A 16041-nucleotide genomic window follows, 5' to 3' on the forward strand; every position below is an offset into this window, starting at 1 on the left:
GCAGTTCTATTTCCGGACAACTGACGTAACCGGAGTTGTCACCCTGCCAGAAGGCGTAGAAATGGTAATGCCTGGCGACAACATTCAAATGAACATTGCGCTTATCACCCCGATTGCTATTGAAGAAGGTCTGCGTTTCGCGATTCGCGAAGGCGGCCGTACTGTTGGCGCCGGTGTTGTTACCGCGATTGTTAAATAACAGCTAAAATACCTGTTTTTACAAAAGAGTTGTATATTAAAAGCTTTATATGATATAATAAATAGGCAGGGAAATAACCCTGCTTTATTTATTGACATACCCGAGCCTGTGGGCTATTGACATGCCGATATAATTGTGATAAATTGTATTAGTGACATTTAAGAAAAAAGCTATTAAATAATAGACCCACGGCGCTATATTTACTGGTAAGAGAGGTGTACAGGATGCGCAACGCGGTAACATTGGCCTGCACAGAATGCAAACAACGCAATTATCAGACCAATAAAAACAAGAAGAACGACCCGGATAGATTGGAGTTCAACAAATACTGCAAGTTCTGCAAGAAACAAACTCCACACAAAGAAACGAAGTAACCATAACATTGTTAAGCTTGCCACGATGAGTGTGGTAATGTACGCACAGGATGTGAGAGAATGGCCGCCCAGGAAACAGCTATCCAGACGAATACATCGCGCTGGAAGAAATTTTTGCGGGAAGTAAAAGCTGAATTAAAAAAGGTAACATGGCCGGGTAAATCAGAACTTATTTCCTACACGGGAATTGTATTTGTGACGGTTATTGTTGTTGCGGCCCTGATATGGGTGATTGATGCTTCTTTCACTCAATTGTTAAAGGCTATCATCAAGTAGACTAGGGGGTGGGGGGCGTAATAGCGTCCCTTGAGGCTATGGAATCCGAAAAACTCGAAAAACACTGGTATGTTATCCATACATATTCCGGTTACGAAAACAAGGTAAAAGCCAACCTGGAGAAAAAAGTCCATTCTATGGCAATGGAAAGTGAAGTTTTCCGGGTGCTTGTACCGATGGAAGATGAAGTGGAAATAAAAGATGGCAAGAAGAAAATTGCCAAGAAAAAAGTTTTCCCCGGGTATGTTCTGGTAGAAATGATTGTAACAGACCGGTCTTGGTATGTTGTGCGCAACACTCCGGGTGTTACTGGTTTTGTCGGGTCTGGAACCAAGCCTATTCCGCTGAGCGAAAGTGAAGTCAAACACATCCTCAAGTCAATGGGTATGGAAGAAGCTAAACCAAAAATTGATATTGAGCTCAGTCAGTTGGTGCGTATTACTTCAGGTGCTTTTGAAAATTGGACAGCCACTGTAGTAGATATTAATCCTGATCGCGGCAAGCTCAAAGTGCTTGTCAACATGTTCGGTCGGGAGACGCCTGTTGAGCTCGATTTTACTCAGGTTACGAAAGTTGATTAAGGAGGTGTAATATAATGGCTAAAAAGGTTGTAAAGCTTGTAAAGCTGCAAGTTCCCGCTGGCAAAGCCACTCCGGCTCCTCCCGTAGGTCCGGCACTTGGTCAGGCTGGCGTCAATATCATGGCTTTTGTTAAGGAGTTTAACGAAAGAACGGCCAAACAAGCCGGTCTTATCATTCCGGTGGAGATTACGGTATTTGAAGATAGATCATTTACCTTTATTACCAAGACTCCGCCTGCTGCTATTCTTCTGAAAAAAGCTGCCGGTATTGAAACCGCTTCTGGCGAACCTAACAAAAAGAAGGTTGCTAAAGTTAACCGGGACAAAGTTAGGGAAATCGCCGAATCTAAAATGCAAGACCTTAATGCCGCTAGTGTTGAAGCTGCTATGCGGATGATTGAGGGTACTGCCCGCAGCATGGGCATCGAAATCGTCGACTAATAACAGTGGCGGTTTTAAGTGGGAGGACTAAGTACTTCCGTTATTACCACGAAGGAGGATAACTAATATGCCGAAACATGGCAAAAAATACATTGAGGCCGCTAAGCTTATCGATTTGGATAAGCTGTATGATCCTGAAGAAGCGGTAGAACTTGTTAAGAAAACTGCAAGCGCTAAGTTTGACCAAACTGTAGAAGTTGCAGTTAAACTGGGTGTTGACCCGAAACACGCCGATCAGCAAGTGCGTGGTGCTGTTGTACTTCCCTATGGCACTGGTAAAACCAAACGCGTGCTGGTATTTGCAAAAGGTGAAAAAGCAAAAGAAGCTGAAGCTGCTGGCGCAGAGTTTGTTGGCGCTGAAGATATGGTAGAAAAAATCCAGGGTGGCTGGGCTGATTTTGATGTCGCCGTAGCTACACCGGATATGATGGGTATGGTGGGCCGTCTTGGTAAAATCCTCGGTCCTAAAGGCTTAATGCCTAATCCCAAAGTAGGTACTGTTACTCTTGATGTAACACGTGCCATTAATGAAATTAAAGCCGGTAAGATTGAATACCGTACCGATAAAGCCGGTAACATCCATGCTCCTATCGGCAAAATATCTTTCGACAGCGAGAAGCTGCTGAAGAACTTCCACACCCTGATTGACACATTGATTAAGGTTAAGCCATCTGCTGCCAAAGGCCAGTATATGCGGAACATTTCCTTAAGCTCAACAATGGGTCCTGGTGTTAAAGTTAACACACTGAAAGCTCCCGGCAAAAAAGAATAGTTTTTAGTAGGCTGTAGACAGTAGGTTATTAAAGTAAAAGCTTTTTAGGAAGCTTTCCTGCCGAGGCCGGGGATTTGCAGCGTGTAACTCAAACTGGTTATAACGCGGCCTCCGGTGTGTTTACACTGGAGGCCGCTTTTGCTTTTGATACTTTCTAAAGGGGGTGTAATGTAAATGGCTATAACTCAAGAAAAACAGCAGTCGGTTGCCGACCTGAAAGAAAAGCTTAGCACTACCAAAGGCGCCGTTCTGACCAACTACCGTGGCTTAACTGTGGCTCAGGATACAAAACTGCGTCGCAAGCTGCGTGAAGCAGGTGTAGAATACCGGGTATTTAAAAATACTCTGACTCGCATCGCTGCTAAAGAAGCAGGTATCGAGGGTCTTGATCCTTATCTCGAAGGGCCAACCGCCATCGCTATCTCTTATACCGATCCTGTAGCTCCGGCTAAAGTTATTTCTGATTTTGTTAAGGAAAACAAACTGCAAACTCTGGAAGTAAAAGCTGGTCTCGTAGAAGGTAAAGTAATAGACGCTAACGGTGTTAAGTCTCTGTCCAACCTGCCACCTCGCGAAGTACTTATCGCTCAGGTTTTGGCTGGTATGCAAGCTCCTATCGCCGGTTTCGTCAATGTGCTTTCTGGCACTATGCGCAATCTGGTATATGCGCTTGACGCTGTTCGTCAACAAAAAGAATCAGCGTAATCTAGTTTATCTTTGAAAATAATTTTAAATGAAATTTGTGGAGGTATTTTAACATGACTAAAGAACAAATTATGGAAGCCATTGAGCAAATGACCGTGCTCGAACTTTCCGAACTAGTAAAAGCCCTTGAAGAAAAATTCGGTGTGTCTGCTGCTGCTCCTGCTGCTGCTGCTGCTCCTGCTGCTGCTGCTGCCCCTGTTGCTGAAGAACAAACCGAGTTTGACGTAATTCTGACCAACGCTGGCGCTGGCAAAATTAACGTTATCAAAGTTGTACGCGAAGTTACCGGTCTTGGCCTCAAAGAAGCCAAAGATCTAGTTGACGGCGCTCCTAAGGCTGTTAAAGAAAAAATCTCCAAAGCTGATGCCGAAGCTCTCAAAGCTAAGCTTGTTGAAGCTGGCGCAACTGTAGAAGTTAAGTAATTAACTTAATAGAAAGGAGCACCTTCTAGGGTGCTCCTTTTAATTTGAAATAATTTCATATTATCCCTAAATTTTCTTGACGTATCAAATAATATATGATACCATTATATATCGCCGTACATGTTTATATTTCTATATCTTGACAGATTTTTTTGGCAAAAATCAGTATAAAATCTGGAATGGCAGGAAATAGTAATATAATGGAGGATGAATCGTTTTTCATCGAAAAAGAGCAAGGTCCTTGAGTAAATATAGAGCCTTGCTTGTTTTGTATTTTTTATTATTCATTTGACTGGCTTAGTATTTGCGATATATCGCTATCTTATGTAGAACTCTGCGATACCGCAATGTGTGTCAGTGTAAAATGGCTAAGGGGTGGGTTAATGTTTAATCCTGTTCCGGTGGGCAAAAGGTTCAGGTATAGTTACGCCAAAATCGAAGAAGTGCTGGACATGCCCAACCTTATAGAAATTCAGAAGAATTCATACAACTGGTTTCTTAAGGAAGGCTTGCAGGAGATATTCCGCGATATCTCTCCGATCCAGGACTTTACCGGCAACCTGATTCTGTCCTTTGAAAACTTTACACTGGGCGAACCTAAATATGATGTTGAAGAGTGCAAAGAGCGTGATGTTACCTATGCCGCTCCGCTTCGCGTCAGCGTCCGGCTGTACAACAAAGAAACGCAGGAGATAAAAGAGCAGGAAGTATTTATGGGCGATTTCCCGCTCATGACTGACAATGGCACATTTATTATAAATGGTGCCGAACGGGTTATTGTCAGCCAGCTGGTGCGCTCGCCAGGCGTATATTACGGCGAGTCGATCGATACGACCGGTAAGAAGCTGTACAATGCTACCGTTATCCCTAATCGTGGCGCATGGCTGGAACTTGAGACTGATCCAAATGACGTTGTGTCAGTCAGGGTCGACCGTACCCGGAAGCTACCGGTCACTGTTCTTATCCGTTCATTAGGCTTTGTCTCTAACGGTGTAATTTCCGAACTTTTTAATGATGATGTACGCATCCGGGCGACACTGGAACGGGACAACACTGACTCGAGAGAAGAAGCTCTTGTTGAAATCTATAAACGCCTGCGTCCAGGCGAACCACCAACGGTGGAAAATGCTGCTCAACTGTTAGAGTCACTGTTTTTTGACTCTAAACGTTACGACTTGGCTACTGTTGGCCGCTATAAGCTTGGCAAAAAGCTAGGCTGGCGCCGCCGCCTATTAGGTAAAACACTCGGTCAACCGCTTGTTGATAAAGAAACCGGTGAGATCGTTGTTGAAGAAAACACAATTCTGGAAGAAGATGTCCTTGATCGCATTGCTGCCGCCAAGATTTTTGACGGAGCAGGTAAGCATGAGGCTTGGATCAAGCAAAAAGACGGTACTCCAGTAAAATTGATACTCAACTCAGTGTTGCCATTTACGCATCGTACTGTTACCAGAGAGGATATCATTGCTGCAATTAGTTATCTTCTTAATTTAATGGACGGTCATGGCACTACTGATGATATTGACCATTTAGGCAACCGCCGCCTTCGTTCGGTCGGCGAACTGCTGCAGAATCAGTTCCGTATTGGCTTAGCCCGGATGGAACGTGTAGTTAAAGAACGTATGACTATTCAGGACATCGATGTAATTACGCCGCAGGCTCTCATCAATATCAGGCCTGTCGTCGCCGCTATAAAAGAATTTTTTGGTTCCAGCCAGTTGTCACAGTTTATGGATCAGACTAATCCGTTGGCTGAGCTTACCCATAAACGCCGTCTCAGCGCCTTGGGCCCCGGTGGTCTTAGCCGGGAACGCGCAGGCTTTGAAGTCCGTGACGTTCACCATTCCCACTATGGCCGGATGTGCCCAATTGAGACACCAGAGGGTCCAAACATCGGACTTATCGGGTCGCTGTCCACCTTTGGACGGATTAATGAATTTGGCTTTATTGAGACACCGTACCGTAAAGTTAATAAGCATGAACACCGGGTAACTGAAGATGTAATGTACCTGACGGCTGACGAAGAAGATGAAATGGTTATAGCACAGGCCAATGAGCCACTTGATGAACATGGCAGATTTAAAGAGGCACGCGTTACCTGTCGCTACAAACACGAAATCTTAGTAGTTCCGGCTGAAAAAGTCGACTATATGGACGTCTCACCGAAGCAGGTAGTGTCGATCGCTACCGCTATGATTCCCTTCCTGGAAAACGATGACGCCAACCGAGCCCTAATGGGTGCCAACATGCAACGCCAGGCTGTACCGCTCCTCAAAACGCAGGCGCCGCTTATTGGAACTGGTATGGAATACAAAGCCGCCCGTGACTCAGGCGTTGTAATCCTAGCTAAAAATGCAGGCGTTGTAGAAAAGGTCACAGCCACTGATATTCATATTCGTACTGAAAAGGGCGGACTTGATACCTATAAACTGCTCAAGTATCTGCGTTCTAACCAGGGTACTTGTATTAACCAAAGACCGATCGTGTATAAGGGTGAACAAATCGTTAAGGGGCAAGTACTGGCTGATGGACCGTCAACAGATAAAGGTGAGCTGGCACTAGGCTATAACGTACTGGTAGCCTTTATGCCATGGGAAGGCTACAATTACGAGGACGCCATCCTCTTAAGCCAGGATTTGGTTAAAGAAGATGTCTTTACTTCCATACATATTGAAGAGTATGAATGTGATGCCCGCGATACCAAGCTGGGGCCTGAAGAAATTACACGCGATATTCCAAACGTTGCCGAAGATGTACTGCGTGACCTTGATGATCGAGGGATTATCCGCGTTGGCGCAGAAGTACGTCCCGGCGACATACTGGTTGGTAAAGTAACGCCGAAAGGCGAGACAGAACTGACGGCTGAGGAGCGTCTCCTCAGGGCCATTTTTGGTGAAAAAGCCCGTGAAGTCCGTGATACTTCACTTCGCGTGCCGCATGGCGAAGCAGGTAAAATTGTGGACGTAAAAGTCTTTACCCGTGAAAATGGCGATGAACTACCGCCAGGTGTTAACCAATTGGTGCGCTGCTATATCGCACAGAAACGTAAAATTTCTGAAGGCGACAAAATGGCAGGACGCCATGGTAACAAAGGGGTAGTTTCCCGGATTATGCCCAAAGAAGATATGCCCTTCCTGCCTGACGGCACACCGGTGCAAATCGTATTAAACCCACTGGGCGTACCATCCCGTATGAATATCGGTCAGGTACTTGAAACCCACTTGGGCCGTGCCGCTGCCGCCATTGGGATGCAGGTTAAAATGGGCGATCCGACTTTAGTCGAACGCCTGAAAGCAATCAACTATGATATAGAAAAACATGGCATGCCGCAACCTGATCGTGCAGGCATTCACCTGGCAACACCAGTATTTGATGGTGCCACTGAAACTGAAGTTATCCAGACGCTTAAAGCAGCAGGCTTGTCAGAAGATGGCAAAACTGCACTTTATGACGGTAGGACAGGTGAACCGTTTGACAATCACGTAACTGTTGGTTATGTGTATATGCTCAAACTAGCTCACTTGGTTGACGATAAAATTCATGCCCGTTCTACAGGCCCATACTCGCTTGTTACCCAGCAGCCACTTGGCGGTAAAGCCCAGTTTGGCGGCCAGCGTTTCGGCGAGATGGAGGTTTGGGCGCTGGAGGCATATGGCGCAGCGTATACTCTGCAGGAACTCTTAACTGTCAAATCTGACGATGTCGTCGGCCGTGTGAAAACCTACGAGGCTATTGTCAAAGGCGAAAACGTACCTGAACCTGGCGTGCCTGAGTCCTTCAAGGTACTGATTAAAGAGCTCCAGAGTATTGGCCTTGATGTTAAGATACTGACTGAAGATGCTCAGGAAATTATGATTCGCGAGTCAGATGAAGACATCAATGAAACAGCTAAAGAATTGGAACTGAATATTGGCGACGACGTGCCGAAAGCTCCCGTTGAACGCAAAAAGGCGGACTTTGAGAGCGATATAGTTGATGAACTTGAAGCTAATGATGATATCGAACCGCTAGAAGAAGAACTTGACATTATCGCTGAAATTGGCGAAATGGAACCAGATATTGCTCAGCGGGCAGATGAAGATGAATTTGATTTCCAGCCTCAAAAGAGCAATGCGAAGAAGCTCAAAGAAAATGCTAAAAAGTCTAATCCCCGTGAGTATATGGAAGATATCATAGACGACGAGGATCTGGACTAGTTAGAAGGGAGCGATATCCCCTTGTTGGACGTAAATAACTTTGATTCGATGCGTATTGGTCTGGCGTCACCGGAGCAAATCCGCAAGTGGTCGCATGGCGAAGTAAAAAAGCCTGAAACTATTAACTACCGTACGTTGAAGCCGGAGCGCGAAGGTCTGTTTTGCGAAAAGATCTTTGGACCGACCCGGGACTGGGAGTGTCATTGTGGTAAGTATAAGCGGATTCGCTATAAAGGCATTATCTGCGACCGCTGCGGCGTAGAGGTAACCCGGTCGAAAGTCCGGCGGGACCGGATGGGCCATATTGAACTGGCAGCGCCTGTTTCCCATATCTGGTATTTCAAGGGTATACCTAGCCGGATGGGACTTATTCTTGATATTTCCCCTCGCTCGCTGGAGAAAGTTTTATACTTTGCTTCCTATATTGTGCTCGATCCCGGTGACACCCCGCTCATGAAAAAACAGCTTTTAAACGAAAACGAGTACCGTGAACATAGGGACAAATATGGTAGTGCGTTTAAAGTTGGCATGGGTGCCGAGGCCATTAAGAAGCTCTTAGAAGAGCTTGATTTGGAAAAAATGAGCCGTGAACTCAGGCAAGAACTAAAAGAAGTTAGCGGTCAACGTAAAATTCGGGCGATTCGACGCCTGGAAGTTTCCGAGGCTTTCCGTAAGTCAGGAAATAATCCCGCCTGGATGATCATGGATGTAACCCCGGTTATCCCGCCTGAATTACGGCCAATGGTACAACTTGACGGTGGTCGTTTCGCCACATCGGACTTAAACGACTTATACCGGCGGGTAATCAATCGTAATAACCGTTTGAAACGCCTTCTAGACTTAGGTGCACCGGATATCATTGTTCGCAATGAGAAGCGGATGCTGCAAGAAGCCGTTGACGCTCTGATCGACAACGGCCGCCGCGGACGTCCGGTTACCGGTCCTGGCAACCGCCCCTTAAAATCATTAAGCGATATGCTTAAAGGTAAACAGGGACGCTTCCGTCAGAACCTCTTGGGTAAACGGGTAGACTACTCTGGCCGTTCGGTTATCGTAGTTGGTCCGGAACTTAAGCTGCATCAGTGCGGCTTGCCTAAAGAAATGGCGTTGGAACTATTTAAGCCGTTTGTCATGAAAAAGCTGGTCAATGCTGGCCATGCTCACAATATCAAAAGCGCCAAACGTATGGTTGAAAGAGTGCGCCCAGAGGTCTGGGACGTACTGGAAGAGGTTATCAAAGAACATCCAGTACTCTTAAACCGTGCTCCAACTTTGCATAGATTGGGTATTCAGGCATTTGAGCCTGTACTGTCAGAAGGCCGGGCCATTAAAATCCATCCACTGGTATGTACAGCGTACAATGCGGACTTTGACGGCGACCAAATGGCGGTACACGTGCCCTTGTCGGCAGAAGCTCAGGCCGAAGCCCGTATGCTCATGTTGTCAGCTCATAATATCTTATCCACAAAAGATGGCAGGCCGGTAGCTACGCCTACTCAGGATATGGTACTAGGTGCGTACTACCTGACAATTGAAAAAGATCCGGAAGATGGCCACCTGAGAGCCTTCTCGAACATGAATGAAGCCCTGCTTTCTTACCAGCATAAGACTCTTGGCTTACATGAGAAACTTAAGATGCGTTTAGAAGGTCACGGTCTGGTTCACACAACCTTAGGCCGGGTTATCTTTAACGAGGTCTTACCACCTGAACTTAGACATTATGAGAAAAAAGAAGACGGGTGGCACCTTGGTAAGCTGATGGATAAGAAGCAACTTGGTAAACTTGTTGCAGATTCTTACCGTATATTTGGTAATGCCAAAACAGCAGTAGTTTTAGATGCCGTTAAACGTCTTGGCTTCTCCTTCGCCTGCCGGGCCGGTATAACAATTGCTATATCTGATATCAAAATCCCCGGTGAGAAGAAAGAGATTCTAGCTGCGGCTGAGGGAAAAGTTGATACCATCGATAAACAGTACCGTCGCGGTCTGATAACCGATGATGAACGCTATAAAAAGACCATCGACCTTTGGACCAAAGCCACTGATGATGTTACTGCAGCCATGATGGCCACTTTAGACCGGTTTAACCCAGTCTATATGATGGCAAACTCAGGTGCACGCGGTAACATCCAACAGATCCGTCAGTTAGCCGGTATGCGCGGTCTTATGGCCGATCCATCCGGTCGAATTATCGACCTTCCCATTAAAGCTAACTTCCGTGAAGGTTTAACAGTATTAGAGTACTTTATCTCTACACACGGTGCGCGTAAAGGCTTGGCTGATACCGCGCTCCGGACAGCCGACTCCGGTTACCTCACCCGTCGTTTGGTTGACGTAGCTCAGGATGTGATTGTCCGCGAAGAAGACTGTGATATTGTAGGACTTAACCTGGTGCGCGAACGGGCGCGTCTGGCTCAGTCGAGCGCCGGTGCTATTGATATGCTCAGGGATACACTCCTTGGTCGTGTCTTGGCTCAAGAGGTACTTGATCCTAAAACGGCAGATATTCTTTTACCGCAAGGAACAGTGCTGAATGACGACAACCTGCGTCTTATCGGTGAGCGCGGTGTGCCTGAAATTATGATTCAAGGGCAAACAGACGATACCGAAGAGGATGTCGGACGCGCTGCTGCTGCCGAAACCATCGCTCTTGGTGCGCCTGAAGCAAAAGTACGCGCTGCTCTTAAGGAAGCTATGGTAAGGGAAATGTTGGGCAAAAACACGACCGAAGCTATCGTAACCAGCGATGGAGTTGAACTCGTCCCTGCCGACACCCCGTTTACTGAAGAGCATATCGAGGCTGTTTTGGCCAGCTCTGTGAAAGAAGTAAAAGTTCGCAACAATAACATTAGAGGCATTGAAGTTGAGGCCATCAAAGAAGGTTCTGGTGTTATTGAGTCTCTCAAAGACCGTATTGTCGGCAGAATGTCGGCAGAGGATATTATTAATCCGGCCACTGGTGAGACCATTGTTAAGATTAGCGAATTGATTACCGAGGATTTGGCTGACGAAGTAGTTAAAGTGCGTGAAAAAGTATCTATTCGTTCGGTACTTACCTGCCGTTCACGTTTTGGGGTATGCATTAACTGCTATGGTCGCAACCTGGGCACAAGCCATATGGTTGATGTCGGTGAAGCCGTCGGTATTATTGCTGCTCAGTCCATCGGTGAACCTGGTACCCAGCTTACCATGAGAACATTCCATACTGGCGGTGTTGCCGGTGATGACATTACTCAAGGTTTGCCACGGGTAGAAGAATTGTTTGAGGCCCGTAAACCCAAACGCCAGGCCATTATCACCGAAGTTGATGGCAGGGTTGAAGTAAAAGAGATTAAAGGTATGCGTCGGGTTACAATCTTTCCGTCAGATGCCTCACTGGGTGAAGAACGTGTCTACCAGGTACCTTATGGTGCAAGGCTTATTGTCAGCGACGGCCAAACCGTTGAAGCGGGCGACCGTCTGACCGAGGGCGCGGTAAACCCCCATGATATTCTGCGGGTTAGCGGCCTAAAAGCCACTCAACGCTATCTGGTATATGAGGTTCAAAAAGTATATAAATCTCAGGGCGTTGAAATTAACGATAAGCACATCGAAGTCATGGTTCGCCAGATGATGCACAAAGTAAAAGTGGAAGAAGCCGGTGATACTGATGTTCTTCCAGGCGAATATATCGACCTAAATACCTTTGAAGAAGAAAATGCTAAGGCCATTGAAGCAGGTGGCGAGCCGGCCATAGCCAGGCCTATTCTCCTTGGTATCACTAAGGCGTCATTGGCTACCGATTCCTTCTTGTCGGCAGCGTCCTTCCAGGAAACGACACGCGTGCTTACCGAAGCAGCCATCAAAGGCAAAGTTGATCCGCTCCTGGGACTTAAAGAAAACGTTATTATCGGTAAATTAATTCCGGCCGGTACCGGTATGAGCCGTTACCGCAACGTTCGGCTGAAGAATGTAACATTGCCGAAACCAGAGGAATTAATTGGTGAATAAGGATAAAAATAGCTAGACATACTAAGACTGGGAGTGGTGTAAAACCATTCCCAGTCTTGATGTATTAGGGGTAGTATTTGCTGGCCATGATACACCCGGTTTAGTGTATTTAAATGTGCGCAGAAACTCTAATAGTTTATTGACATTTGAAATTCGAAATGTTAATATATTAGAGTGCCTTGTGAACATTGCTTATTTACCCGAAGGAGTTGGAAGTCGTGAACGGTGAGGAACTTGCGGGTTTAAAGACTGCCAATAAAGCCATTGGCGCTAAACAAACAGCGCGGGCTGTGGAAAAAGGTCTGGCCACCAAGGTGTACCTTGCTGATGATGCCGATCGCCGGGTGGTAGCGCCGCTGGCGCATCTGTGCAGCCAAAAAGGTGTGCAGGTTGATGAAACGGCGACCATGAGTGAACTTGGTAAGGCCTGTGGCATTGAAGTCGGTGCCGCGGCTGTAGCTGTTTTAAAATAGGCAGTTAGCTGGGACAAGTCGTTAATAATTTTGCCTGCTGCTAGCAGTTGGTGAAGTTTTTAATAATAAATAACGAGATTGGGGAAGGAGGTGCGCTAAAAAATGCCAACAATTAGTCAGTTAGTGCGCAAAAGCCGGGAGTCACTGATACAAAAGTCCACTGCTCCTGCACTTAAAGAATGTCCGCAAAAACGTGGCGTATGCACGAGAGTATATACAACTACTCCGAAGAAGCCTAACTCTGCACTCCGCAAAGTAGCACGTGTACGCTTAACTAACGGCATCGAAGTAACTGCCTACATTCCGGGTATCGGTCACAACCTGCAGGAACACTCGGTTGTACTTATCCGTGGTGGCAGGGTAAAAGATTTGCCAGGCGTACGTTATCACATTATTCGCGGTGCTCTTGACACTGCCGGTGTTGCGAAACGCAGCCAGGGCCGTTCAAAATACGGTGCCAAAAAGGCTGTTGCTAAGAAATAGCAACTAGAACTGCTGTAGAGTTTTGGAAGAAGGAGGGATACTGATGCCAAGAAAAGGTGCTGTTCCCAAGCGGGATGTATTGCCGGATCCGGTATATAGCTCCAAGCTTGTAACTAGATTTATCAACAAATTGATGTATGACGGCAAGAAAGGTGTTGCCGAAAACATTGTATATGACGCGTTTGAGGCTATTCGCGCCAAAACCGGCAAAGATCCAATGGAAGTTTTTGAAACAGCGTTGAAAAACGTTATGCCGGTTCTTGAAGTTCGTGCTCGCCGTGTGGGTGGAGCCAACTATCAAGTGCCTGTTGAAGTACGGCCTGATCGTAAAATGTCGCTTGGTATTCGTTGGTTGGTTAACTATTCACGCGCTCGCGGTGAAAAGACCATGCACGAACGCCTTGCTTCAGAGTTGATGGATGCTGCTAATAATACTGGCGCGTCTGTTAAGAAGCGTGAAGACACCCACAAAATGGCTGAAGCCAATAAGGCTTTTGCTCATTACCGCTGGTAAAATTCGAAGTACGGAGTTCGTGGTGTGGGGATCGAATATAACGGGGGTTGCGTAAGCAACCCGTCCTTGATTTGAGACTGCATTCGGCGAACCCGCGATACTAAGGAGTGAAAATAGTGGCCCGAAAGTTTCCACTGGAAAAGACGCGGAACATCGGCATCATGGCGCATATAGACGCCGGCAAGACCACTACGACTGAACGCATACTGTTTTATACCGGCAGAGTACACAAGATTGGTGAAGTACATGATGGCGCTGCGACTATGGACTGGATGGTGCAAGAACAAGAAAGAGGTATAACCATTACCTCTGCGGCCACTACAGCCCAATGGGACGGGCATCGTATTAACATCATTGACACACCAGGACACGTGGACTTTACAGTTGAAGTAGAACGTTCGCTCAGAGTGCTTGATGGTTCAGTTGCGGTATTTTGCGCTAAAGGCGGCGTAGAACCTCAGTCTGAGACCGTATGGCGTCAAGCTGACAAATATGGTGTTCCCCGTATGGCATATGTTAATAAAATGGACATCACCGGCGCTGATTTCTACCGGGTTGTCGATATGATGAAAAGCCGTCTTGGTGCGTATGCAGTGCCTATCCAATTGCCAATCGGTTTTGAAGACACCTTCAAAGGCTTTGTTGACCTTATTGACATGAAGGCTGTTATCTACACTGACGATTTAGGCAAAGTGAGTGAGGCTAGCGAGATCCCCGAAGATATGGTGGAAAACGCTGAACTGTACCGCCAAAACCTGTTAGACGCAGTCGCCGAAAGCGACGATGAGCTGATGATGAAATACCTTGAGGGTGAAGAACTCACCACCGAAGAAATTAAATTAGCTATCCGTAGAGCTACCATCGCCTGTAAAATGACGCCGGTACTATGCGGTTCGTCTTACAAAAACAAAGGTGTACAGCCGCTTCTGGATGCTGTTGTCGCTTATATGCCTGCCCCGACTGATATCCCGGCAATCAAAGGTGTTAACCCTGAGACTGGTGCTGAAGATGAGCGCGCTGCTGATGACAACCTGCCGTTCTCTTCGCTGGCATTTAAGATCATGGCTGACCCTTATGTCGGAAAACTGGCGTTTTTCCGGGTATATTCCGGTAAGTTGGCTTCCGGTTCCTACGTGTATAACTCCACAAAAGGAAAACGGGAGCGCATTGGACGGATTCTTCAGATGCACGCTAACCACCGTGAGGAAATCGAAATAGTTTACACTGGCGATATAGCCGCCGCTGTAGGACTAAAAGATACTACTACCGGTGATACGCTGTGTGATGACAAAAACGTCATTGTTCTTGAGTCCATGGTCTTCCCTGATCCGGTTATTTCCATTGCTGTTGAACCGAAGACCAAGGCTGACCAAGAGAAAATGGGTGTAGCTCTAAACCGTCTTGCTGAAGAAGACCCTACTTTCCATATGATGACTGACCAGGAAACCGGCCAGACTATCATCAAAGGTATGGGCGAACTACACCTTGAGATTATCGTCGACAGGATGCTGCGGGAATTCAAGGTAGAATGCAATGTGGGCAAACCTCAGGTTGCTTACCGCGAAACCATCCGTAAGGCCGTTAAATCTGAAGGCAAATTTGTCCGTCAGTCCGGCGGTCGTGGTCAATACGGTCACTGCTGGCTGCAAATTGAGCCGCTTGAACCAGGCCAAGGCTTTATCTTTGAAAACAAAGTTGTCGGTGGTGCTATTCCTAAAGAATACATTAATCCGATTGAAGCTGGTATCAAGGAAGCTATGGAAACCGGCGTATCTGCTGGCTATCCGATGGTTGACATTAAGGTAACCGTTGTTGACGGCTCATACCATGATGTTGACTCTTCAGAAATGGCCTTTAAAATTGCTGGTTCAATGGGCTTTAAAGCTGGTTGCGTTAAAGCAACTCCGGTTATCCTTGAGCCATACATGAAAGTTGAAGTTATTGTCCCTGAAGATTATATGGGCGATGTTATCGGCGATTTAAATTCCCGCCGGGGTCGCATCGAAGGTATGGAAGCCCGTTCTGGCGCTCAATCGATAAAAGCGTTTGTGCCGCTTTCTGAAATGTTCGGCTACGCAACAGACCTTCGTTCGAAGACCCAAGGCCGTGGCAACTACTCAATGGAATTTGATCATTATGAAGAAGTTCCTAAGGCTATCGCTGAAGTTATCGCCGCTAAAAATAAGGGTGCGTAACTCGCTTGCTTAATTGTTAAATCTTTAAAAAGTAATAAACTTAGGAGGTAACACTCAAATGGCTAAGAAAAAGTTTGAAAGAAACAAACCGCACGTTAACATTGGCACCATCGGTCACGTTGACCATGGCAAAACCTCGCTGACAGCTGCAATTACAATGACCCTGTCGAAACATGGCGGAGCCGAGTTCATGGCCTATGACCAAATCGACAAAGCACCAGAAGAAAGAGAACGCGGTATCACGATCAATACTGCACACGTTGAATATGAAACTGCAGCTCGCCACTATGCACACGTTGACTGCCCAGGTCATGCTGACTATGTTAAAAACATGATCACCGGCGCAGCTCAAATGGACGGCGCAATCCTGGTAGTATCGGCTGCTGACGGCCCTATGCCGCAAACCCGTGAGCACATCCTG

The 16041-nt window shown here is 46.6% G+C and carries 14 protein-coding genes and 1 pseudogene; all 15 read left to right on the forward strand.

Annotated elements, in window-relative coordinates:
* Positions 1-199: pseudogene (gene tuf, locus VN447_RS19030) on the forward strand (elongation factor Tu); the annotation flags it as partial.
* Between the two features lie 224 nt (positions 200-423).
* Positions 424-573, forward strand: a complete 150-nt coding sequence (gene rpmG, locus VN447_RS19035) for a 50S ribosomal protein L33 (RefSeq protein WP_075752794.1) — start codon at positions 424-426, stop codon at positions 571-573.
* Positions 574-633: 60 nt separating this feature from the next.
* A complete protein-coding gene (secE, locus tag VN447_RS19040) occupies positions 634-849 on the forward strand; it encodes a preprotein translocase subunit SecE (RefSeq protein ID WP_325527250.1) in 216 nt (71 codons plus the stop codon).
* 38 nt (positions 850-887) lie between these two features.
* Positions 888-1430, forward strand: a complete 543-nt coding sequence (nusG, locus tag VN447_RS19045; RefSeq protein WP_325527252.1) for a transcription termination/antitermination protein NusG — start codon at positions 888-890, stop codon at positions 1428-1430.
* 14 nt (positions 1431-1444) lie between these two features.
* On the forward strand, positions 1445-1870 hold the full coding sequence (rplK, locus tag VN447_RS19050; protein ID WP_325527254.1) for a 50S ribosomal protein L11: 426 nt from the start codon (positions 1445-1447) through the stop codon (positions 1868-1870).
* Positions 1871-1937: 67 nt separating this feature from the next.
* Complete coding sequence (gene rplA, locus VN447_RS19055) at positions 1938-2642, forward strand: 50S ribosomal protein L1 (protein ID WP_325527256.1); 705 nt, start codon at positions 1938-1940, stop codon at positions 2640-2642.
* A gap of 174 nt (positions 2643-2816) precedes the next feature.
* Positions 2817-3347 (forward strand): 50S ribosomal protein L10, encoded by a 531-nt coding sequence (gene rplJ, locus VN447_RS19060; RefSeq protein ID WP_325527258.1) that lies wholly within the window; start codon positions 2817-2819, stop codon positions 3345-3347.
* A 53-nt stretch (positions 3348-3400) separates the two neighbouring features.
* On the forward strand, positions 3401-3769 hold the full coding sequence (gene rplL, locus VN447_RS19065) for a 50S ribosomal protein L7/L12 (RefSeq protein WP_325527259.1): 369 nt from the start codon (positions 3401-3403) through the stop codon (positions 3767-3769).
* Between the two features lie 383 nt (positions 3770-4152).
* On the forward strand, positions 4153-7965 hold the full coding sequence (gene rpoB / locus VN447_RS19070; protein ID WP_325527262.1) for a DNA-directed RNA polymerase subunit beta: 3813 nt from the start codon (positions 4153-4155) through the stop codon (positions 7963-7965).
* 21 nt (positions 7966-7986) lie between these two features.
* On the forward strand, positions 7987-11955 hold the full coding sequence (gene rpoC, locus VN447_RS19075) for a DNA-directed RNA polymerase subunit beta' (RefSeq protein ID WP_325527264.1): 3969 nt from the start codon (positions 7987-7989) through the stop codon (positions 11953-11955).
* 218 nt (positions 11956-12173) lie between these two features.
* Positions 12174-12428 (forward strand): ribosomal L7Ae/L30e/S12e/Gadd45 family protein, encoded by a 255-nt coding sequence (locus VN447_RS19080; RefSeq protein ID WP_325527266.1) that lies wholly within the window; start codon positions 12174-12176, stop codon positions 12426-12428.
* A 102-nt stretch (positions 12429-12530) separates the two neighbouring features.
* Complete coding sequence (gene rpsL / locus VN447_RS19085; protein ID WP_325527268.1) at positions 12531-12911, forward strand: 30S ribosomal protein S12; 381 nt, start codon at positions 12531-12533, stop codon at positions 12909-12911.
* 43 nt (positions 12912-12954) lie between these two features.
* A complete protein-coding gene (gene rpsG / locus VN447_RS19090; protein WP_325527269.1) occupies positions 12955-13425 on the forward strand; it encodes a 30S ribosomal protein S7 in 471 nt (156 codons plus the stop codon).
* 116 nt (positions 13426-13541) lie between these two features.
* Entirely contained in the window at positions 13542-15620 is a 2079-nt protein-coding gene (gene fusA / locus VN447_RS19095) for an elongation factor G (RefSeq protein ID WP_325527271.1), read from the forward strand.
* 58 nt (positions 15621-15678) lie between these two features.
* A partial coding sequence (locus VN447_RS19100) for a GTP-binding protein (protein ID WP_325527273.1) occupies positions 15679-16041 on the forward strand: 363 nt, incomplete at its 3' end.

The sequence above is a fragment of the Sporomusa sp. genome (genome assembly GCF_035561155.1).
Taxonomy (GTDB): domain Bacteria; phylum Bacillota; class Negativicutes; order Sporomusales; family Sporomusaceae; genus Sporomusa.

Excerpts from the sequence above, each read along its gene's own strand:
- rplJ (WP_325527258.1), top strand. The coding sequence starts at position 2,817 with ATGGCTATAACTCAAGAAAAACAGCAGTCGGTTGCCGACCTGAAAGAA.
- nusG (WP_325527252.1), top strand. The coding sequence starts at position 888 with ATGGAATCCGAAAAACTCGAAAAACACTGGTATGTTATCCATACATAT.
- rplA (WP_325527256.1), top strand. The coding sequence starts at position 1,938 with ATGCCGAAACATGGCAAAAAATACATTGAGGCCGCTAAGCTTATCGAT.
- secE (WP_325527250.1), top strand. The coding sequence starts at position 634 with ATGGCCGCCCAGGAAACAGCTATCCAGACGAATACATCGCGCTGGAAG.
- rplK (WP_325527254.1), top strand. The coding sequence starts at position 1,445 with ATGGCTAAAAAGGTTGTAAAGCTTGTAAAGCTGCAAGTTCCCGCTGGC.
- rpsL (WP_325527268.1), top strand. The coding sequence starts at position 12,531 with ATGCCAACAATTAGTCAGTTAGTGCGCAAAAGCCGGGAGTCACTGATA.
- rpsG (WP_325527269.1), top strand. The coding sequence starts at position 12,955 with ATGCCAAGAAAAGGTGCTGTTCCCAAGCGGGATGTATTGCCGGATCCG.
- rpoB (WP_325527262.1), top strand. The coding sequence starts at position 4,153 with ATGTTTAATCCTGTTCCGGTGGGCAAAAGGTTCAGGTATAGTTACGCC.
- rpmG (WP_075752794.1), top strand. The coding sequence starts at position 424 with ATGCGCAACGCGGTAACATTGGCCTGCACAGAATGCAAACAACGCAAT.
- rplL (WP_325527259.1), top strand. The coding sequence starts at position 3,401 with ATGACTAAAGAACAAATTATGGAAGCCATTGAGCAAATGACCGTGCTC.